At 67.4% G+C, this 19,908-nt stretch carries 15 protein-coding genes and 1 pseudogene; 4 read left to right on the forward strand and 12 right to left on the reverse strand.

Translation table 11 applies throughout. The features are described from left to right. Nucleotides 1-1,392, forward strand: a complete 1,392-nt coding sequence (locus AC5Y47_RS08950) for a WS/DGAT/MGAT family O-acyltransferase (RefSeq protein WP_499943563.1) — start codon at nt 1-3, stop codon at nt 1,390-1,392. A gap of 3 nt (nt 1,393-1,395) precedes the next feature. On the opposite strand, the gene purQ is transcribed toward AC5Y47_RS08950, so the two are convergent. The 4 genes from purQ to AC5Y47_RS08970 form a co-directional block, all read right to left on the reverse strand. After that, nucleotides 1,396-2,070 (reverse strand): phosphoribosylformylglycinamidine synthase subunit PurQ, encoded by a 675-nt coding sequence (gene purQ, locus AC5Y47_RS08955; protein WP_499943564.1) that lies wholly within the window; start codon nt 2,068-2,070, stop codon nt 1,396-1,398. Next, entirely contained in the window at nt 2,067-2,306 is a 240-nt protein-coding gene (gene purS, locus AC5Y47_RS08960) for a phosphoribosylformylglycinamidine synthase subunit PurS (RefSeq protein ID WP_499943566.1), read from the reverse strand. The genes purQ and purS overlap by 4 nt, the downstream gene beginning before the upstream one ends. A 91-nt stretch (nt 2,307-2,397) precedes the next feature. After that, nucleotides 2,398-3,150 carry an LLM class flavin-dependent oxidoreductase gene (locus AC5Y47_RS08965; RefSeq protein WP_499943568.1) on the reverse strand — a complete coding sequence of 251 codons (753 nt, stop codon included), beginning with the start codon at nt 3,148-3,150 and terminating at the stop codon, nt 2,398-2,400. A gap of 47 nt (nt 3,151-3,197) precedes the next feature. Next, entirely contained in the window at nt 3,198-3,941 is a 744-nt protein-coding gene (locus AC5Y47_RS08970) for an ATPase (RefSeq protein WP_499943569.1), read from the reverse strand. On the opposite strand from AC5Y47_RS08970, the gene AC5Y47_RS08975 reads away from it, so the two are divergent. Then, nucleotides 3,918-4,556: an MBL fold metallo-hydrolase gene (locus AC5Y47_RS08975; protein WP_499943570.1), complete on the forward strand. Its 639-nt coding sequence runs from the start codon at nt 3,918-3,920 to the stop codon at nt 4,554-4,556. The two genes, AC5Y47_RS08970 and AC5Y47_RS08975, sit on opposite strands and share 24 nt — an antisense overlap. 34 nt (nt 4,557-4,590) lie before the next feature. On the opposite strand, the gene AC5Y47_RS08980 is transcribed toward AC5Y47_RS08975, so the two are convergent. Further along, the gene (locus tag AC5Y47_RS08980; protein WP_499943682.1) at nt 4,591-6,285 is read right to left on the reverse strand and encodes an FAD-binding dehydrogenase; all 1,695 of its coding nucleotides are present in this window, start codon (nt 6,283-6,285) and stop codon (nt 4,591-4,593) included. 24 nt (nt 6,286-6,309) lie between these two features. Beyond that, nucleotides 6,310-7,014 (reverse strand): DUF2334 domain-containing protein, encoded by a 705-nt coding sequence (locus AC5Y47_RS08985; RefSeq protein WP_499943571.1) that lies wholly within the window; start codon nt 7,012-7,014, stop codon nt 6,310-6,312. A gap of 110 nt (nt 7,015-7,124) precedes the next feature. Between AC5Y47_RS08985 and AC5Y47_RS08990 the strand changes: the two are divergent. Further along, nucleotides 7,125-8,681, forward strand: a pseudogene (locus tag AC5Y47_RS08990) (DHA2 family efflux MFS transporter permease subunit); the annotation flags it as partial. 2 nt (nt 8,682-8,683) lie between these two features. Here AC5Y47_RS08990 and AC5Y47_RS08995 read toward each other — a convergent pair. Both AC5Y47_RS08995 and AC5Y47_RS09000 read right to left on the reverse strand, forming a co-directional pair. Next, nucleotides 8,684-10,783, reverse strand: coding sequence for a S9 family peptidase (locus AC5Y47_RS08995; protein WP_499943572.1), 2,100 nt, complete (start codon nt 10,781-10,783; stop codon nt 8,684-8,686). Further along, entirely contained in the window at nt 10,780-11,685 is a 906-nt protein-coding gene (locus AC5Y47_RS09000; RefSeq protein ID WP_499943573.1) for a phosphoribosylaminoimidazolesuccinocarboxamide synthase, read from the reverse strand. Before AC5Y47_RS09000 ends, AC5Y47_RS08995 begins: the two co-directional genes overlap by 4 nt. Nucleotides 11,686-11,759: 74 nt before the next feature. Here AC5Y47_RS09000 and AC5Y47_RS09005 point away from each other — a divergent pair, with 74 nt between their 5' ends. Beyond that, nucleotides 11,760-12,377 carry a hypothetical protein gene (locus AC5Y47_RS09005; protein WP_499943574.1) on the forward strand — a complete coding sequence of 206 codons (618 nt, stop codon included), beginning with the start codon at nt 11,760-11,762 and terminating at the stop codon, nt 12,375-12,377. Here AC5Y47_RS09005 and AC5Y47_RS09010 read toward each other — a convergent pair. The 4 genes from AC5Y47_RS09010 to AC5Y47_RS09025 form a co-directional block, all read right to left on the reverse strand. Continuing rightward, nucleotides 12,358-16,509 (reverse strand): type I polyketide synthase, encoded by a 4,152-nt coding sequence (locus AC5Y47_RS09010; protein ID WP_499943575.1) that lies wholly within the window; start codon nt 16,507-16,509, stop codon nt 12,358-12,360. The genes AC5Y47_RS09005 and AC5Y47_RS09010 overlap by 20 nt on opposite strands. Beyond that, nucleotides 16,509-16,775 carry an acyl carrier protein gene (locus AC5Y47_RS09015; RefSeq protein ID WP_499943577.1) on the reverse strand — a complete coding sequence of 89 codons (267 nt, stop codon included), beginning with the start codon at nt 16,773-16,775 and terminating at the stop codon, nt 16,509-16,511. Before AC5Y47_RS09015 ends, AC5Y47_RS09010 begins: the two co-directional genes overlap by 1 nt. 88 nt (nt 16,776-16,863) lie before the next feature. After that, on the reverse strand, nt 16,864-18,597 hold the full coding sequence (locus AC5Y47_RS09020; protein ID WP_499943578.1) for a fatty acyl-AMP ligase: 1,734 nt from the start codon (nt 18,595-18,597) through the stop codon (nt 16,864-16,866). Nucleotides 18,598-18,674: 77 nt separating this feature from the next. Continuing rightward, nucleotides 18,675-19,907: a cytochrome P450 gene (locus AC5Y47_RS09025; RefSeq protein ID WP_499943579.1), complete on the reverse strand. Its 1,233-nt coding sequence runs from the start codon at nt 19,905-19,907 to the stop codon at nt 18,675-18,677. Nucleotide 19,908 lies beyond the last annotated feature (1 nt).

The raw sequence follows: 19,908 nt of genomic DNA on the forward strand, positions 1-19,908 counted from the left end.
GTGCGAAGGCTCAACGGCATGGACGCGATGCTGCTCTACAGCGAGACGCCCAATCTGCACACGCACACCTTGAAGGTGACCGTCATCGACGCGTCGGGCTTCGACGGGACGTTCGGATTCGACGTCTTCCGGCGGCATCTGCAGCGCAAACTGCACCAGCTGGAGCCCCTGCGCTACCGGCTGGTCGAGGTGCCGTGGCGGCTCAATCACCCGATGTGGCAAGAGAACTGCGCCGTCGATCTGGACTACCACCTACGGCGGGTGCAGATCCCGGCACCGGGTGGACGCCGCGAACTGGATCGGGTGATCGGCGAGATCGCGTCCACGCCGCTGGACCGTAGCCGACCCCTGTGGGAGTTCCACTTCGCCGAAGGACTGGCCGACGGCCGGTACGCCGTGATCGGCAAGGTGCACCACTCGCTGGCCGACGGCGTCGCTTCGGCGAACCTGCTGGCGCGCGCCATGGATCTGACCGAGATGACCCTCGTCGCGGGCGAAGAAGGCAGCGGCACAACGACGTTCGCACCGCTGGTGCGCCAGGCGATGCGTGACCATGTGCGGCAGATCGCCGAACTGCCGGGTCTGGTCAAGGACGCCGCGTTGGGGATGGCCCGGGTGCGCCGCCGCGCCCGCGAGCGCGGCAGCCATCCCGATCTGGCCGCCGGGTTCGACGCTCCGCCCACCTTCCTCAACCACGTCGTGTCGCCGCAGCGCCGATTCGCCAGCGCCGCACTGCCGTTGGCCGATGTCAAGGCGACCGCAGCCGACTTGGGTGTCACCATCAACGACCTGATCCTGGCCACCGCCGCCGGAGGCCTACGGACGCTGCTGCTCGACTACGACGGGATCGCCGATCGTCCGATCATCGCGTCGGTCCCGACGGCCACCGACAAGTCAGACCGCGTCAGCGGCAACGAGATCAGCGGTCTGTCGGTGTCACTGCCGGTTCACGTCGCCGACCCGATGGAACGGGTGCGGTTGGTGGCGTTGGCCACCCGGGTGGCCAAGGAAGATCACGAACTCCTCGGCCCCAGGCTGTACGGGCGACTGATGAACTACCTGCCGGCCGCCGTCGCCCCGGCGATGTTCCGGTGGCTGGGCCGGCGCGACGCGCCCAACAAGATCATGAACGTCGCGGTGTCCAGCGTCATCGGACCGCGTCGGCGTGGCCACTTCGGCGGCGCGCCGGTCACCGAGATCTACTCCACAGGCGTGCTGTCACCGGGCGCACCCGTCAACATCACCGTCTGGAGTTACGCCGACCAGCTCGGCGTCGCGGTACTCACCGACGACCGGACATTCGCCGACCCGCACGACGCGACCGACGCGATCAGCGCCTCCTTCGACGAATTGCGCACGGCCGCAGGGTCTTACGTGAGCCTGTCGGCCTGAGTCTCAGGCGGTCAGCACCGCGTCGAGCGCCGAGTAGAACAGGCCCAGGCCGTCGTCGGAAGGGCCGGTCAGCGCTTCGGTGGCGTGTTCGGGGTGCGGCATCAGTCCGACGACGCGGCCGTTGGCCGAGCTGATACCGGCGATGTCGTTGAGAGAGCCGTTGAGGTTGTCCCGGTAGCGGAACACCACCCGGCCCTCGCCTTCCAGCTCGTCGATGGTTTCTTTCGGCGCCACGTAGCGGCCCTCACCGGACTTCAGCGGGATCAGCACGTCCGCGTCGGACTCGAAACGAGACGTCCACGCCGTCGACGTCGAGGACACGCGCAGCCACACGTCGCGGCAGATGAAGTGCAGGCCGGCGTTGCGGGTCAGGGCGCCGGGCAGCAGCCCGGCCTCACACAGCACCTGGAAACCGTTGCAGATTCCCAGTACCGGCATGCCGCGACCGGCCGCGGCGACCACTTCGCCCATCACCGGCGCGAACCGGGCGATCGCCCCCGCGCGCAGGTAGTCGCCGTAGGAGAAACCGCCGGGCACCACCACGGCGTCGACCGCTTTGAGGTCGGCGTCGGCGTGCCAGAGGTTGACGGCCTCGGCTCCGGCCAGTCGCGCCGCGCGGGCGGCATCTACGTCGTCGAGGGTGCCTGGAAAGGTGATGACGCCGATACGGGCCGTCACCGCGGGTCCCGGCTGATCGTCCAGTCCTCGATCACGGTGTTCGCCAGTAGCGATTCCGCGATCTCGGCAAGCACGGAGTCGTCGACGGAGTCGTCGACCTCCAACTCAAACCGCTTGCCCTGCCGCACATCTGAGATCCCCGGATGTCCGAGGCGCCCCAGCGCGCCGACGATCGCCTGACCCTGCGGGTCCAGAATCTCCGCTTTGGGCATCACGTGCACGACCACCCGGGCCACGCGCTCCTCCTGTCGAAAGTGGGTCCACCCGGCAGACAACAGTCCAGGCGGCAGGCCGGAGCCAACTCTACCGGCGATCGGCGGGGTGTGGTCAGGCGACCAGAATCAGTCCGTCGCCGCCGAGGTCGGTGATCCGTCGGTGCGCTTCGCCGGCGGGGTCCAGGGCGGCTTCGGACAGCGCGGTCCAGGCGTTGAGCGTCAGCGGGTCTGCGGATCGGGACGATCTGGCGCGCGCGGTCCGGGCCGCCTGGAAGAACTTGGCGATGCGGGGATGCTCGAGGTTTACGTTCAACGCGTCGCACCGGGCACCGGCGATTTCGGCCAGCGCAATGCTGTTGACCCCGAGCAATACCGGCGGCCTGGGCGTCGGCAACGGAAAACCGGCCCAGGTCGCTTCCCTGGCGGGGTTCCACTGGGCGTCGCACAGGTCCAGCACCTCGATCAGACGCTGATGACGCAGCGGCATCGAGTCGGCCAACGGGATGCCGAGGAGTTGGTGCTCCCGCGACCACGGACTGCTCGGCGCGGCGCCGGCCCCGAGGCCGAACACGAAGCGCCCGCCGCTGATCTCCTGCGCCGAAGCGGCCGCCGCGACCGTGACTCCGGCCGGCCGGTTGGCCGCGTTCACCACCAGGGTGCCGATCCGGATCGACGAGGTGGCCGCGGCCAGCGCACCGGCCAGTGTGAAGCACTCCAGCATCCGGGTTCCCGAGAGCATCGCACCGGACAGGTGGTCGAACACCCACGCCGTGCCGAACCCCTCAGCTTCGGCGCGCAGTACCTTGTCCCGCAGCTCCGGCCACGGATGGATGGCCGCGCTGTACAGCACGTCGACGGTGACCATTCGCCGAACCTACCGGAAAGCCGCAGCAGCAGAGAACATTTCAGTGTTCACGGGCAGGAGCCGAGGTAGGCCTCGCACAACGGGGCGGTGATGGCGTCCAGGACCGCGGCGTCGGAGAGCACCGGCCACGGCACCTCCGGGGACCCCGTCGTCCACAATGTGAGCTCGCTGATCGTGCTGCTGGCCGCGTGCGCCACCAGATAGGTGTGCATGACGACCGGTCCGCTGATCACCGCCGCCATACGCGTCGGCTCGTCGTCGGTGACCGACGGCGACTGGGCGGGGGCGCCGAGCTGACAGCCGCGCAGCGCGGCGACCGCGGTGCCGTACACCGACGCCGCGACGGCGCCGCCCCGAGCTGTGTCGCCGCGCCAGTGCAGGATCAGCGCCTGCAGTTGCCACTGGCCGTCGGAATGAGTCACCAGCGCGCGGGACGAGACCGCGGAGTCGCGGCTGTCCCGCGGGAAGGCTGGGGTGTTGCAGACCTGCTCGAACCTGAATTGGGGTGTCGGGGCACCGCCGGTCATGGGCACGGCCACGCCCGCCAAGGCCGGCCACCGGTACACGGCGTCGAGCGGCACCGACGGGTGCTGAATCCAGGCCGTCGCCGGGATTTGATCGCAGATCGGCGGACACGTTTGCGGATCGGCGTGCGCGGGCGTCGCTACGATCACCGTCGCCACGGCGAGGACCAGGGTGCCGGCGACCATCATCGTCGCCAGAAACATCCTCAGCTGCACCGCCCCCATCAAGGCACAATCGTAAACATGCAACTGACCCATTTCGGGCATTCCTGCCTACTCGCCGAGTTCGGTCCAACCAAGCTGCTTTTCGATCCCGGCAGCTTCGCGCACGGATTCGAGGGCATCACCGGCTTGTCCGCCATCGTCATCACGCATCAGCACCCCGACCACGTCGACGTGTCCCGGCTGCCGGCGTTGCTGGACGGCAACCCGGACGCCGCGCTGTACGCCGACCCGCAGACCACTGCGCAGCTGGGCGAGCCGTGCCGCGCGGTGCACGTCGGCGACGAGCTTTCGGTTGGGCAGCTGACCATCCGGGCGGTCGGCGGGCGTCACGCCGTCATCCACCCGGAAATCCCTGTGGTAGACAACATTTCGTATCTGGTCGGCGACGGCGAGCACCCCGCCCGGCTGATGCATCCCGGTGACGCGTTGTTCGTGCCGGACGAGCCGGTGGACGTGCTGGCCACTCCCGCGGCGGCGCCCTGGATGAAGATCTCCGAGGCCGTCGACTACCTGCGCGCGGTGAACCCCGCGCGGGCGGTGCCGATCCACCAGGGCATCGTGGCGCCCGACGCGCGCGGCATCTACTACGGCCGGCTGACCGAGATGACCAGCACCGACTTTCAGGTACTCCCCGAGGAGGACGCGGTCACCTTCTAGCGCCGAGGGCGGTCACCTTTTAGTGCCGAGCAACTCAGGTGATGTCGGAGGCGGCGCCGCGCCCGGCGGCCCGACCCGAAAAGATGCAGCCGCCCAGGAACGTCCCCTCCAGGGCCCGGTAACCGTGCACACCTCCGCCGCCGAAACCCGCGACCTCTCCGGCCGCATACAGACCGGTGACCGGGGTACCGTCCGACTTCAACACCCGTGAATCCAGGTCGGTTTCGATGCCGCCCAACGTCTTTCGAGTCAGGATGTGCAGTTTGACCGCGATCAGCGGCCCGGCCTTCGGGTCGACCAGGCGGTGCGGCGCCACCACCCGTCCCAGTCGGTCGCCCAGATAGGTACGGGCCGCGCGGATCGCGGTGATCTGTCCGTCCTTGGTGAACTTGTTGGCCACCTCGCGGTCCCGGGATGTGACGGCAGCCTCGACGGTGTCGTAGTCCAGCGGCTGCACGTCGGGCAACTCGTTCATGGCATCGACCAAGTCGCGCAACGAGTCCGCGCTGACGAAGTCCACTCCCCGGTCGACGAACGCCTGCACCGGCCCGGGTGGACCGGATCGGGCACGGGAGCGCACCAACTGCCGAACGCTCTGCCCGGTCAGGTCGGGATTCTGTTCCTGCCCGGACAGCGCGAATTCCTTCTCGATGATCTTGGCGTTCAACACGAACCACGTGTAGTCGTAGCCCGTCTGAGCGATGTACTCCAGGGTCCCCAACGTGTCGAACCCGGGATACAGCGGGACCGGCAACCGGTTGCCCGCGCCGTCCAGCCACAACGACGACGGGCCGGGGATGATCCGGATGCCGTGCCGCGGCCAGATCGGGTCGTAGTTGGTGATGCCCTCGGTGTAGTGCCACATCCGGTCGGGGTTGATCACCCGCGCGCCGGCTTTCTGGGCGATGCCGATCATCCTGCCGTCGACGTGGGCCGGCACCCCGCTGAGTAGCTGCTTGGGCGCGCGGCCCATGCGCCGCGGCCAGTTCTTGCGCACCAGGTCGTGGTTGGCGCCGATGCCGCCGCTGGTGACGATCACCGCCGAGGCCCGAAACTCGAACTTGCCCACAGCCTTCCGCGACGACGGCACGCCGCGCGGCTCGTCGGAGGGCTCCAGCACGGTGCCCCGCACGCCGGTCACCGCCTCCCGCTCCACGATCAGCCGGTCGACCTGGTGGCGGTGGACGAACCGTACATTGGGCCGGTTGCGCAGTTGCCGGGCGAAGATCTCGACCAGCGCGGGCCCGGTGCCCCAGGTGATGTGAAAGCGCGGCACCGAATTGCCGTGTCCCTGAGCGTCGTAACCGCCCCGCTCGGCCCAGCCGACCAGTGGGAAGAGCTTCAGCCCGCGGGCCCGCAGCCAGCTGCGTTTCTCTCCCGCCGCGAAATCGACGTAGGCATGCGCCCACTGCTCGGGCCAGTAGTCCTCGGGCCGATCGAAGGCGGCCGTGCCCAACCAGTCCTGCAGGGCCAGTTCGTGACTGTCGCGGATCCCGAGCCGGCGCTGCTCGGGACTGTCGACGAAGAACAGGCCGCCGAACGACCAGAACGCCTGCCCGCCGACGTTGGCGCTGTTCTCCTGGTCCACGATGAGCACCCGCAACCCGCGGTCGACCAGCTCGCAGGCGGCAACCAGCCCGGCCAGTCCGGCTCCCACGATGATCGCGTCGGCTTCGAACCCGTCCGGGACGGGACTCGCATCGCTCATGTCGGTACAGGTTAGTGCCACCCGCACGGCGGCCCTCAACGAGCGCTAAGCGGCGTCCAGAACCGCCTTGTCGGCCTGCCAGGTATAGACCATCGGCGTGCACTGCTGCATCAGGGCCAGGTCGACGGCGTCCAGCATGGCCTGCCGCGGCCCGGGCTTACGCAGGTGCCGCGCCGCGACCGCGATCCGGACCACCCCGCCGCGCCGGGCGGTCCGCTCGGCCGAGATCACGACCATCCGGCACCACCACGGCTCGGCCAGGTAACCTTCGCCGATCCCGAGCACCCGCGCCCGCACGGTACTGTGCCGCACCAGATCGGTCACCCCGTAGGCATCAGCGAGGAGCCGGAAACCGTTGGCCGGCAAGGCTTTGACGACTCCCGGCGAGACCAGCCAACCCGGCGCGGCGAACAGTCGGGTGCGTAGCCCCAGATGCTCGAGCACCCGGTCGGCGCCCTTGAGCCGCAGGTTGGCCTCGTGGGCGTGCAGGGTGGCGAACTCCCCGCGCCTCCTCTTGGTCGCCGATTCGTCGTAACCGTGCAGGACCAGGGCGTCTCCGTTCGTGCGGCGCGCGGTCAGCCAGTCGACGGTGTGGGGGTCGCGGTCCAAGCGGTATTGCTCACCAAGGCGGGGTGCCACCAGAAACGAGACAGGGACGGAGCGGGCATCCATCTCCGCGCAGAAGTCCTGCACGTCGTCCAGGGTGTGTTCGCCGATCCCCGAGACCGAGACGATCAATTTTCCAGACACGCTTGTAGTTTGCCGAGGTCAGATGTCGAGACGGTGAAGGACACGCTGCCGGCAGGCGTCTATCGCGCCCGAAACGGACGACGCGTCGGGGCAGGCCCGATCGATTAGATATGCTCAGCAACGCCATGGACGAGGCAGTTGCCACACCCGTCGAGACCGTCGACTACCCCGACAAGCTGGACGCAGCGACCCTGCGGATAGCCGGCGTCTGCATTCTCGCCTCGATGATGATGGGCCTGGACAGCACCGTCGTCAGCGTCGCGCAACGCACCTTCATCGCCGAGTTCGAGTCGACGCAGGCCGTGGTCGGCTGGACCATGACCGGCTACACGCTGGCGCTGGCCACCGTCATCCCGATAGCCGGCTGGGCCGCCGACCGCTTCGGCACCAAACGCCTGTGGATGGGTTCGGTGCTGGCGTTCATGGTGGGCTCCCTGTTGTGCGCAATCGCGCCGAACATTCTGCTGCTCAATGTGTTTCGTGCGGTACAGGGCATGTGCGGCGGAATGCTGATGCCGCTGGGGTTCATGATCCTGACCCGCGTGGCGGGCCCGAAGCGGTTGGGCCGGCTTATGTCGGTGCTGGGCATTCCTATGTTGCTGGGCCCGATCGGCGGTCCGATCGTCGGAGGCTGGCTGATCGGCGCCTTCAGCTGGCCCTGGATTTTCCTGATCAATCTGCCGATCGGGTTGTGCGCGTTCGTCCTTGCCGCGTACGTGTTTCCGCGGGACGATCCGGCGCCCTCGGAGACGTTTGACGCGGTCGGAGCTCTGCTGCTCTCCCCCGGTCTGGCCACCTTCCTGTTCGGGGTCTCCTCCATTCCCGGACGCGGCAGCGTGGCCGACCGGCACGTGTTGATACCGGTGACCATCGGCCTGATCCTGATCGTCGCGTTCCTGTTCCACGCCTGGTTCCGCGCCGATCACCCGCTCGTGGACCTGCGGCTGTTCAAGAATCCGGTGGTCACCAACGCAAACATCACCGGCTTTCTGTTCGCGGTCGCCTTCTTCGGCTCCATGCTGCTGCTCCCCAGCTATCTGCAGCAGGTCATGCACCTGACGCCGATGCAATCCGGCCTGCACCTGATCCCGCAGGGCATCGGTGCGATGCTGACCATGCCGTGGGCCGGGATCTTCATGGACCGCAAAGGTCCCGGCAAGAGCGTCCTGTTCGGCATCTCACTGATCGCGGTGGGGCTCAGCATCTTCACCCTCGCTGTCGCCCGGCAGTCCGCCTAACTGCCGCTGATGGTGGCAGCCCTGGTCGTCATGGGCATGGGAACGGGTTGCACCATGATGCCGCTGTCGGGGGCTTCGGTGCAGGCGCTGGCTCCGCACGAGATCGCCCGCGGGTCGACGTTGATCAGCGTCAACCTTCAGGTGGGCGGTTCGATCGGGACGGCGCTGATGTCGATGGTCCTCACCAGCCAGTTCAACCGCAGCCAAAACATCACCGCGGCAAACGAACTCGTGCGGCTCCGTCAGGAGGCCGTACGGCGCCAGGTTCCCGTCGATCCCAACGCCATACCCCCGCGGACCCTCGATGCCGATTTCGCCAGCCATCTGCTGCAGGATCTTTCGCGTTGTTACACAGTGGTATTGACGATCGCGGCAGTCCTGTTGATCACGACCCTGATCCCCGCGTCATTCCTGCCCAAACGCCCAGCCGGCTAACCACCGGCGGTCGACAGCAGCCAGGCGTACTGGAACGCGGTTTCCTTCCATCGCTCGTAGCGACCGCTGATCCCGCCGTGGCCGGCCTTCATCTGCGTCTTCAACAGCACCGGCTTTCCGTCAGTGTTGCTGTGCCGCAGCGCCGCGACCCACTTGGCCGGCTCCACGTAGTACACCCGGGTGTCGTTCAGCGACGTCATCGCCAGGATGGCCGGATAGGGCCGTTCGGCCACGTTCTCATACGGCGAGTAGGACTTCATGTACGCGTACACGTCACCGTCGTCCAGGGGATTTCCCCACTCGTCCCACTCGGTCACGGTCAGCGGCAGCGAGGGATCCAGGATCGTGGTCAACGGGTCGACGAAAGGCACCTGCGCCAGTATCCCGGCGAACAGGTCCGGCGCCATGTTGACCACCGCTCCCATCAGCAGTCCACCCGCGCTGCCGCCGAGGGCCACCAGCTGCTGCGGGCGGGTCAGTCCGGAGTCCACCAGATGCGTTGCGACCGCGATGAAGTCGGTAAAGGTGTTCTTCTTCTGCAACAGCTTGCCGTGCTCGTACCACAGCCGGCCCATCTCGCCGCCGCCGCGCACATGGGCGACCACGAACACCATTCCGCGATCCAGCAGCGACAGTCTGGCGATGGAGAACCGCGGATCCTCACACAACTCATACGCGCCGTAGCCGTAAACCATTGCCGGTGCCGGGAATTCGATACCAGCCTTGTGCACGATGGAGATCGGGACGCGGGCGCCGTCGTCGGCGACCGCCCAGTCCCGCCGTTCCACATAGTCCTCGCGACGGTATCCGCCGAGCACCGGCTGTTCCCGCAGCAGGGCGCGTTCCCCGGTGACCAGGTCCATGTCGTAGATGCGCACCGGCGTCACGAAGGACCCGGCCCCGACCCGCAGCTTCGGTGAGTCCCAGTTCGGATTGGCGCCCAACCCCGAAGACATCAGCTCGGAATCGAAGGCGATCTCCTCGGGCTCCCCGTAATCGCCGCCGGCTTGCAACGGCCACAACTGAATTCGCGGCAGTGCTTCGCGCCGGTAACTGACCACCAGTTGATTGGCGAAGGCGTCCACGCCGTCCAACCGGACGTCGTCGCGGTGCGCGATCAGGGTGCGTTGCCGGCTCGGATCGTCCACCGGGGCGTCGACCAGGGTGAAGTTGACCGCACCGTCGTTGTGCAGGATCAGGAACCGCTGTTCGCCGCCGACCACCGCGTGCTCGACCGAGTACTCGACACCCTCGCGGCGGGGCAACACGACGGTGAACTCCGCGTGGGAATCGGCCGCGTCGGCGTAGCGCACCTCGGAGGTGACCGACGAACCCGCCCCGATCAGCACATAGGCGTTGCTGCGGGTGCGCCCGACCCCCAGCCAGAACCGTTCGTCGGGTTCGTGATAGACCCGCTCGGACGGCTCCCCCGCGCCGAGTCGGTAGCGCCACACCGTATCCGGGCGCCACGCCTCGTCGACCGTGCTGTAGTAGACGGTGCGATTGTCGGTCGCCCAGGTCGCGCCGGCGCCGATGCCCGGGATTTCGTCGGGATAGACCTCACCGGTGCGTAAGTTCTTGAACCGCAACGTGTACCGTTCGTCGCCGACGACATCGACGGAGTAGGCCAGCAGTTCGGCGTCCAGGCTGACGCTGGCCGCACCCAGCGCGAAGAAGTCATGACCGTCGGCTTCCACGTTCTCGTCGAGCAGCACCTGCTCGCCGGGAATATCGGTGTGTTCGTCGAACTGCGGCGGGGTCCAGTCGTCGGGATCGGTGACCGGACAACGGCAGTGGACGCCGTACTGCTTGCCTTCGAAGGTCCGCGCGTAGTACCACCAGTCGCCGCGACGGGTCGGCACGGACAGGTCGGTTTCCTTGGTGCGCGCCTTGATCTCCTCGAAGATCTTCTGCCGCAACGGATCCAGATCGGCGGTCTGTGCGTCGACGTAGGCGTTCTCGGCCTCGAGGTAGGCGAGGACTTCGGGGCTTTCCTTGTCGCGCAGCCATTCGTAGGGGTCGACGAAGACGTCACCGTGATGTTCGCGACGGGTGTCCAAACGTTTGGCGACCGGCGGCGAGAGCCGTTGCGTCATGCGCCGGGACCGATCCAGTCGCCGAACCGCAGACCCGAAATCCGTTCGTATGCCTCAATGTAACGACCGCGAGTGGCGTCGACGATGTCGTCGGGCAGGGGTGGCGGCGGCTCGGTACCGTGCCGGTCCCAGCCCGATTCGGCGCTGGTGAGCCAGTTGCGGACGAACTGCTTGTCGAACGCGGTTTGCACCACACCCGGGCGGTAGTCGGCGGCCGGCCAGTAGCGCGACGAATCCGGCGTGAAGATCTCGTCGGCCAACACCAGGTTGCCCTGGGGATCGGTGCCGAACTCGAATTTGGTGTCCGCGATGATGATTCCCCGGCTCAGCGCGTGGTCGGCGGCCTGCCCGTAGATCTGCAGGGTGCGGTCGCGCAACTCCTCGGCGCGCACATCGCCGACCAGCTCGATCACCCGGTCAAAGTCGATGTTCTCGTCGTGGTCACCCAGCGCGGCCTTGGTCGCCGGCGTGAACAACGGCGTGCTGAACTTGCTGGCCTCCACCAACCCGGGCGGCAGCGGAATGCCGCAGACCTTCCCGGTGGCCTGGTAGTCCAACAACCCTGAGCCGGTCAGGTAGCCGCGGGCCACGCATTCCACCGGGAGCATCTCCAGCCGGCGCACCACCAGCGCGCGGCCCAGCACCTCGTCGGGGATGCGCGGATCGTCCGGCGGTCCGGCCAGGTGGTTGGGCACCCCGTCGAGTTCCGTCACCAGACCGAAGAAGAACACGCTCATCGCGGTCAGGATGCGGCCCTTGTCCGGGATGGTGCTGTCCAGGATGTAGTCGTACGCCGAGATCCGGTCGGTGGCGACCAGCAGCAGATGGTCGTCGTCGACGCGGTAGATCTCACGCACCTTGCCGCTGGCCAGATGCTGGTAATCGGACAATGCGGGTCGCATCGGGTCAGCCTATCGGGCGCCGCCGCGGGAAAAGACAATCCCATTCTGCTGCCGGCTGTGCTGGTATCGGTGTCATGACCCGCTATCTGCCTTACTCGACCCGGCCCGTCCGTCTGTTCGGTCAACTGATGAGCGACATCATCGTTTCGGTGTGGACGGTGATCTGGGTGCTCGTCGGTTTCGCCGTCCACGAGGCCATCGCGACGATCGCCGAGGCGGGACGGCAAGTGGAGGCCGGTTCGAAAGGGGTCGCCGGAAACCTGGCCTCGGCCGGGCACAGCGCACACAACGTTCCGTTGTTGGGTGACGCGCTGAGCCAGCCGCTCAACGCGGCCAGCGAGGCGGCGCTGGACATCGCGGGCGCCGGGCACAACCTGGACACCACCGCGAGCTGGCTGGCCTGGGTGTTGGCGTTGGCGGTCGCGTTGCCGCCCATCCTGGCGGTCACGATGCCGTGGCTGTACCTGCGCGTCCGCTTCTTCCGGCGCAAGTGGATCGTGACAGCGCTGGCCGGCACCGCCGCGGGTCAGCAGCTGCTGGCGCTGCGCGCGCTGGCCAATCGTTCCCCGGCGAAACTGGCCGCGGTCAGTGCGGACCCGGTCGGCGGGTGGCGCTACGAAGATCCCGTCGTGATGCGGGGACTGGCGGCCCTGGAGCTGCGGGCGGCCGGGATCAGGTTCCGCACGGAATGATCGCCAGCTCCTCGGTGAGCGCCGCGATCGCATACCGGATCTGCTCTTCGGTGTGGCAGCTGGTGATGAAGAACCGCAGCCGCGCCTGGTCCTCCGGCACGGCCGGATACAGGATCGGGTTGACGTTGATGCCGCGCTTGAGCAACGCATTCGACAACTGCAGCGCCGTCAGCGAACTGCCGACGATGCACGGGACGATCGGGGTGCCCTCGCTGTCGCCGGTGTCCAGACCCGCCGCGCGGGCCAGGCGCAGGAAGAGCGCCGACAGCTCGTGCAGCCGCCGCAGATGGCTGGGCTCGCTGCGCATCACCCTGATCGCGGCCAGCGCCGCCGCCGCGATGGCAGGCGGCAGGCCGCCGCTGAAGATGAAGCCCGGCGTCGTGTACTTCAGGAATTCGATCAGCTCCCGGCTGCCGGCGACGTAGCCACCGCAGCCGGCCAGCGCCTTCGACATGGTGCCGCTCCACAATTCGACGTCGTCCCGGTCGACGCCGAAGTGCTCGCCGATGCCGCCGCCCGTCGCGCCGATCACACCGATGCTGTGTGCCTCGTCGATCATCAGCAGCGCCCGATGCTTGTTCTTGACGTCGATGAAGGCGGGCAGGTCGGCGATGTCGCCGTCTTGGCTGTAGATGCCTTCGATGACGATCAGCACCCGGCGATATTGGTGGCGGATGTTGCCCAGCAGTTCGTCGAGCGCGGCGGGATCGTTGTGCGGGAAGGGTCGACGGGTGGCCCCGGATAGCTTGCAGCCCTGCACGATACTGTCGTGCGCGAGGCTGTCGTGGATGACGAGGTCGCTCTCGCCGAGCAGGTGCCCGATCACGGTGACGTTGGTGGCGTGGCCGTTGACCAGTGCCAAAGCATCCTGCGTGCCAAGGAGATTCGCCAACTCCTGCTCGAGGTCGCGGTGGATCGGCTTCTCACCGGACAGCAGCCGCGACGCCGAGCAGGAGCTGCCCCAGCGGCGCACCGCGTCCGCCATGGCCTCGGCCACCCGCGGGTGACCGGACATGCCCAGGTAGTTGAAGCTCGAAAAGTTGACCACCTCAACGCCATTGATGAACGACGTACCAGTGGTGACGCCGTCGTTGACCACGAAGTAGGGATTGTCGATGCCGGCCGCTTCGACCTGCGCGATCCGGTCGGCCAGCGCTTTGACCTCCTCGAAATCGCCGATGCGGAACTGTGGGGTGACGGCAGGCTGCGGCGCATCCACCGCCCCCAAAGTCGATCCCTGTCCCCCGGCCATGACGATCACGTCGCCGACTGTCGTCTGAGGCCCGAACGCCGCCAGATCGACTGTCGCGCTGGGGAGTTGGCGCTGCAGGCCGCTGATCAGGTTGGTCACCATGATGGAGTCGAAGCCCAGGTCCCCGACGATGGCCCGGCCCGGGCGCAGTTGCTGGACGGGGAACCCACTGAGGCGGGCGATCTCGGCGCGCACGAGATCCGCCACGTCGGCCGCTGCCTCCGATTCGGGCTGTCCGGCCGGCAGTTCGGCTCCCTGGCAGGCGGCCAGCACCGCGGCTTGCTCGCGGAACAGGGCGATGAGGTTGTCCATCGTGGACTCCTTGCCGGTGCTGGGCGTGGCGATGCCGGGTGGGCCGGCTTGCTCGGTGATGGTGAAGCGCTTGCGGGTGAATTCGTAGCCGCTGAGTCGGTGCGTGAACCTGGCCTGCGGGGGATACAGCGCGCTCCATTCGGGATTCAGCCCGTCGCGGTAGAGCGCGACGACGGCTTCGGTGATGCCGTTGGCGACGCTCAGCGTGGGCGGCGCATCAGGATGCGACCGGGTGATCATGGGGCCCAGCGTCGGCTTGGATCCGAACTCGACGAGGTGTGTGGGTTGGGCTCCCAGTGCGTCGGTCACCGCATCGGCGAACCGGACGGTGGCGCGGATGTGCGCCGTCCAGTAGTCGGCGTCCATGGGTTCGTCGTCCCCGAGCTCTCTGCCGTGCCGGGTGGAGAAGATCGGGACTGCCGGTGACTGGTAGGAGCATTGCGCGGCGACCGCCGCGAACTGCGCGAGCATCGGTTCCATCAGCCCCGAGTGAAAAGCGTGCGACACGTTGAGCCGGCGCACCTCGACACCCGACCCGGTCAGGATCGTCGCCGCCCGCTCGATGTCGCCGCGTGCCCCGGACAGCACGAACTCTCCGGTTCCGTTCACTGCGGCGAGATCGACTGGCAGGTCGGGCATTTCGCTGATCGGTGCGCGCACCGCCAACATGGCGCCACCGTCGGACAGTTGCTGCATCAGTTGTCCGCGTGCCACCACCAGCCGGCACGCGTCGTCCAGGCTGATGACCTCGGCGACGGCGGCGGCAGCGAATTCACCGATGCTGTGGCCGAGCAGCCAGGCGGGCTGGGCCCCGGCCTGGAGGAGCGCCTGCGCCTGCGCGTACTGCACGGCGAATATCGCAGGCTGGGCGAATTCGGTGCGGTGGATGCGGTCGTCGTCCATCACCTCCCCGAGACGCAGGCCGAGATAAGGCAGCATCGTCGTCTCGACTCGCTCGAACGCGTCGCGGAAGGCCGCGCCGGCTGCGGCGAAAGCCGTGTGCATACCCGGATATTGGGTTCCTTGACCGCTGAACAGCCAGCCCGCCGACATGCCGCCCGCGGTGCCGGTGTCGAAGTCCGCACCGCGCAGCGACGCGACCGCTGAAGCGCGGTCGTCGGCGACCATCCCCATGCGCATCTTGCCCATGGCCTTGATCCTGTTGCTCGACCAGCACAGCTGCGCGAGCGGCACAGTGCTGTTCTCGAGGTCATCAGCAAGCCGAACAGCGTTGCGCTGCAGCCCTTCCAACGAATCGGCCGACAGCGTCAGCACACCACCTCCGGCGGCGGCCGGCGCGGCGTCTTCCGGGACGGCAGTGGCGAGCACCACGTGACTGTTGGTGCCGCCGATGCCGAAGCTGGAGACCCCGGCGTAGACGACCTCGTCCGGCAGCTCCATCGGCTCGGCAAGCAACCGCAGGCCACCGTCGTGCAGCTTCAGCTGTGCGTTCTCGTCGTCGGCGAATCGGGTGGGCGGGACCACCCGGTGGTGCAGGCTGAGCACCACCTTGATCAGGCCGGCGATACCCGCGGCGCCTTCGGTGTGGCCGAGGTTGCCCTTGATCGAGCCGATCGCGCAAGGCTTTTCCCGTCCGCGGCGGTGGGTGTGGGCGAGTGCTCGCGCCTCGATCATGTCGCCCAACAGGGTGCCGGTGCCGTGCGCTTCCAGGAAGCTGATCTGCGCCGGGACGATGCCGGCGGCGCGGTACGCCGCGGCGGCGAGCTGTTGCTGCGCCCAGCGGTTCGGCGCGGTGATGCCGTTGCTGCGGCCGTCGCTGTTGACCGCGCTGCCCTTGATCACCGCGTAGACGGGCAACCGCTCGGCTAGCGCGTCGGCCAGTCGCCGCAGCACGATCACCGCGACGCCTTCGCCCCGGCCGATCCCGTCGGCGGATGCGCTGAACGGCTTGCACCTTCCGTCCGGCGCGGCCAGACCGGCCTGGGTGTAGAACGCGTTCAGCGCCGGGGTGAGCGTCAGGTTGACCCCGGCGGCCAGCGCCTGGTCGCACTCGTGGTTGCGCAGCGCCTGGGCCGCCAGGTGCACCGCGACCAGTGACGAGGAGCAAGCGGTGTCGACAGCGAGGCTGGGGCCTTTGAAGTCGAACTGATAGGACAGCCGGTTGGCCGTCATGAAATAGCCGTTGCCCGTGCCGGTTTGGGCGGTGATCCGGCCGTAGTCGCGCATCTGCAGGTGTGCCCATTCGTTGGCCATCACGCCGACATACACCCCGGTGTGGGAACCGGCCTGCCCACGCGGATCCAGGGTGGCGTTTTCGATTGCGCGCCAAGCGGTTTGCAACAGCAACCGTTGCTGCGGGTCCATGGCTTCGGCTTCGCGGGGCGGGATACCGAAGAAATCGTTGTCGAAAGCGTCGGCGTCGGCGATCAGACCTGCGCTGCGGTGGTTGATGGTCCCGTCTTGCTGCAGCGCGGCGGCGTCCCACCGCGCGGACGCGGGGATCTCGTCGATGCCGTCCTCGCCGCCCATCAGCAGCCGCCACAGCGCGGCCGGGTCGCTCGCCTTGGGAAACCGGCAGTCCAATCCGACGACGGCGATGTCGGTCATTACGCGACGGCTTCTGACTGCTCCACTAGGGCCGAGCTGATGTACTCGGCGATGTGGGACAGGGTCGGGTAATCGAAGATCAGCGTCGGATCGACGTCGATGTCGTAGAACATCTCCATCTCGCCGACCAGACCGACCGCGCGAACCGAGTCGACACCCATGTCGGCCAACGGGACCATGGGGTCAAGCGTAGAGGGTGCGACCTCCAGAGACGAGGCGAGAGTGGCGGTCAGCCAGCGCAATATCGGGCGGTGGTTCGCGATCATGGCCTGCTCCTCGAGTCGTTGCGGAACTGCTGTTGCAAAGACTTTGAGGCGCAGCGCTTGAAGCGTTCTAAAGAGTTTCTTGGAGCCCTCAGCCGGGGGCCGGGCTGGCGTGCAGAACGTCGGTGAGTTCGGACTTCAGGAAAGCTGTGCGCATCGAGGCGCGCTGCACCTTTCCGCTTGTCGTGAGGTGGATTCCGGCGCGTCCGACGAACACCACACCCGGGGACGGAACCTCGAAGGCGCGTGCGACGGCGCGCTTGAGCGCGGTGGCGAGTTCGTCGTAGGTCGTCTCGGCCAGTAAGCCGTCCTTGACGGTCTGGATCACTACGAGTCGCTCGGCGTCGTCGACATCGACCGAGACGACGACTCCGCGCGAACCGGCCAGCGCGGGGTGCACGGTCTGCACGAACTCTTCGATGTCCTGTGGGTACAGGTTGCGGCCGTTGACGATCAGCAGATCCTTCCGCCGCCCGGTGACGTACAACTCACCGTCGTGCAGCAAGCCGAGGTCGCCGGTGCGCAGGTACGGGCCTTCGCCCCCGGCGGTGCGAGCGCGGAATCGCTCGGCCGTCTCCGCGGGACGGTTGTGGTAACCGCTGGCGACGCTGCGGCCCCGCAACCAGATTTCGCCGACGCGATCTTCGGGCAGGCACTCCAGCGTGTCCGGTTCGACGATGCGTACCTCGATGCCGGGTCCGGGTGCACCGGAACTGACCAGGCTGACCGAACGTCCCGCCCCGGGCGTGTACCGGTTCTGCTCGAGGTCCTCGGCATCGGCGTCGAGGTAACGCTGGGCACCGCGGCTGACGGTGGCGAGCAGCGTCACCTCGGCCATTCCATACGCGGGACGGGCGGCCGAGGCCGCGAAGCCGGCCGGAGCAAGCAAGTCCTGTAGTCGTTCGATGGTGCGGCGGCGGACGGGCTCGGCACCGTTGAGCGCCACCTGCCACGACGAGAGGTCCAGGCCGGCGAGTTGCTCCGGTGTCAGCCGCCGCGCGATCAGATCGTAGGCGAAGTTGGGTGCGGCGGCATGCGTGCCGCGATAGTCGCTGATCGCGTTCAGCATCCGGATCGGTTGTTTCAGAAACGCCAGCGGCGACATGCCCACGACATCGCTGAGGCTGAAATAGGCGACCAGCACACTCACCAGGCCCATGTCGTGGAAGTGTGGGATCCAGCCGACGACAACCGATTCGGCGGTCACCTCGAGAGCCTGCGCCAGGGCGGACACGTTGTTCAGGACGTTGTCATGAGTGACGGCAACACCTTTGGGGTCACCGGTCGAGCCCGACGTGTACTGCAGGAAAGCGACGGTCTCGGGTGAGACGTCCGGCATGGTCCACTCGCCGGAGTCCGCCAGCGCGCCGTCGTCGACGGCCACGCAGTGGATCTTGCGGTCTAGTCCGAGACCGTCGATGCCCGCGGCGAGCATGTCGCGCAGGCCGGCGCTGGTCAGCGTGAGGCTGGTGTCGGCGTCGCGCAATATCCCGGCAACGCGCTGCAGGCTTCGCTCGTCGTGGGGCAGGGGCGCGGGGACAGCGACGACACCGGCGTACACGCAACCCAGGAAACCGATCCAGAACTCGATGCCCTGCTCGAACAACAGCAGCACCGGGCGATCGGCCTGCGGGCAGGAATCGAGCCACACCGCCACTTCGCGGGCGCACCGGTCCAGCTCCCCGAACGTGGTGACCTCCGGGATCAGGTCTCGTCGGGACTCGCGCAGGAACGTGAATCTTCTTGTTTCGCAGTAATCCTCGAATTGAGATCGAAAGCAGGCGACCAGATCGGGGTGCGCGGTGTCTGGCTGTGCTTCATTCATCGCCGCTCCTGTGACCAGGCATCTTCTACGGCGTCATCGTAAACCGGTGCCGGCCGAATAGGCGGAATCCGGCTGAGCTAGACGTCGCGCAATTCGACGATCAGGTGCCGGATGCCGGTGTGCCGGTTGCTGCGGGTCCATTCGACCGGCTCGGCCAGCCGGACGGCGCCGAACCGGGACAGCAGCTCCTCGTAGAGCACCCGCAGCTCCAGGCGCGCCAGGTTCGCCCCCAGGCAGTAGTGCACTCCCTGTCCGAACCCCAAGTGGGGATTGGGTTTTCGGGTGATGTCGAATTCGTCGGCGCGGTCGAAGACATCGTCGTCCCGGTTGGCCGATCCTTCCCAGATCTGCACCTTCTGGCCCGCCTCGATCGACTGTCCGGCGAGGCAGACGTCGCGGGTGGCGGTGCGCCGCTTGGAAGGCGACGGAGAAGTCCACCGGACCATTTCCTCGATCGCCGTCGGCAACAGGCCGAAATCGGCCCGCAGCGACCGCAATTGGGCGGGATGCTCGGCCAGCGCCAACAACCCGCCCGCGACCGCATTGCGGGTGGTCTCCGCGCCGGCGCTGAAAAGCAGGCTGAAGAACAGGTACAACTCCAGATCGGACATGATCGCGTCGTCGGCTCCGGGCATGGTGGCGTTGGCGACCACAGACAACATGTCGTCGGTCGGCTCGGCGCGTTTGGCGGCGATCAGCTCCTGGCCGTAGGTGATCATCCGCGTCCCGGCTTCTTCCAGGGAGAGCTGCGCCAGCGACGCCTTGCGGGAAGCGCCGAAGTCGAACTGCGGCTCGATGGCCTCGAACAGCCAATGGCGTTCGGACTCCGGCACTCCGAGCAGTATGCAGATCATCTGCATCGGCAGTTCGGCGGCGATCTCGACCACGAAGTCGAACGGTTCACCGGGCACCACCGCGTCCAGCAGCCGGCGGGCCCGGGTGCGCAGGTCGTCCTCGACGCGGGTGATCATCCGCGGCGTCAGCCCGGAGCTGACCAGCCGGCGGATCTGCGAGTGCCGCGGGTCGTCCATCATGTTCAGCACCTGACCGGCGATGGCCAGGTCTTGCAGCAACGTGCCGCCGAACGGCCGGTCACCGCCCGTCACCGACGAGTAGGTCACCGGATCGCGCAGCACGGCAAGGGTTTCGGGGTAGGTGGCCACCGACCAGAAGCCTTCGCCGTCCGGGGTGTTATCGGTCGGTTCGTGCCAGTACACCGGTGCCTCGCGACGATGCACGGCGAACAAGTCGTGCGGAAAACCCTGGGCGAAGTTGCCCAGATCAGTGAAATCGATCTGGGTGAGCGTCACA

The sequence above is a fragment of the Mycobacterium sp. NGS22 genome (assembly GCF_059813095.1).

What these genes read in the sequence shown, in the direction of transcription:
- AC5Y47_RS08965 (WP_499943568.1), bottom strand. Translation starts at nt 3,150, where the DNA reads ATGGTCACCGTCGACGTGCTGTACAGCGCGGCCATCCATCCGTGGCCG.
- AC5Y47_RS08975 (WP_499943570.1), top strand. Translation starts at nt 3,918, where the DNA reads ATGCAACTGACCCATTTCGGGCATTCCTGCCTACTCGCCGAGTTCGGT.
- AC5Y47_RS08970 (WP_499943569.1), bottom strand. Translation starts at nt 3,941, where the DNA reads ATGCCCGAAATGGGTCAGTTGCATGTTTACGATTGTGCCTTGATGGGG.
- AC5Y47_RS08995 (WP_499943572.1), bottom strand. Translation starts at nt 10,783, where the DNA reads ATGACGCAACGGCTCTCGCCGCCGGTCGCCAAACGTTTGGACACCCGT.
- AC5Y47_RS09000 (WP_499943573.1), bottom strand. Translation starts at nt 11,685, where the DNA reads ATGCGACCCGCATTGTCCGATTACCAGCATCTGGCCAGCGGCAAGGTG.
- AC5Y47_RS09005 (WP_499943574.1), top strand. Translation starts at nt 11,760, where the DNA reads ATGACCCGCTATCTGCCTTACTCGACCCGGCCCGTCCGTCTGTTCGGT.
- AC5Y47_RS09010 (WP_499943575.1), bottom strand. Translation starts at nt 16,509, where the DNA reads ATGACCGACATCGCCGTCGTCGGATTGGACTGCCGGTTTCCCAAGGCG.
- AC5Y47_RS09015 (WP_499943577.1), bottom strand. Translation starts at nt 16,775, where the DNA reads ATGATCGCGAACCACCGCCCGATATTGCGCTGGCTGACCGCCACTCTC.
- AC5Y47_RS09020 (WP_499943578.1), bottom strand. Translation starts at nt 18,597, where the DNA reads ATGAATGAAGCACAGCCAGACACCGCGCACCCCGATCTGGTCGCCTGC.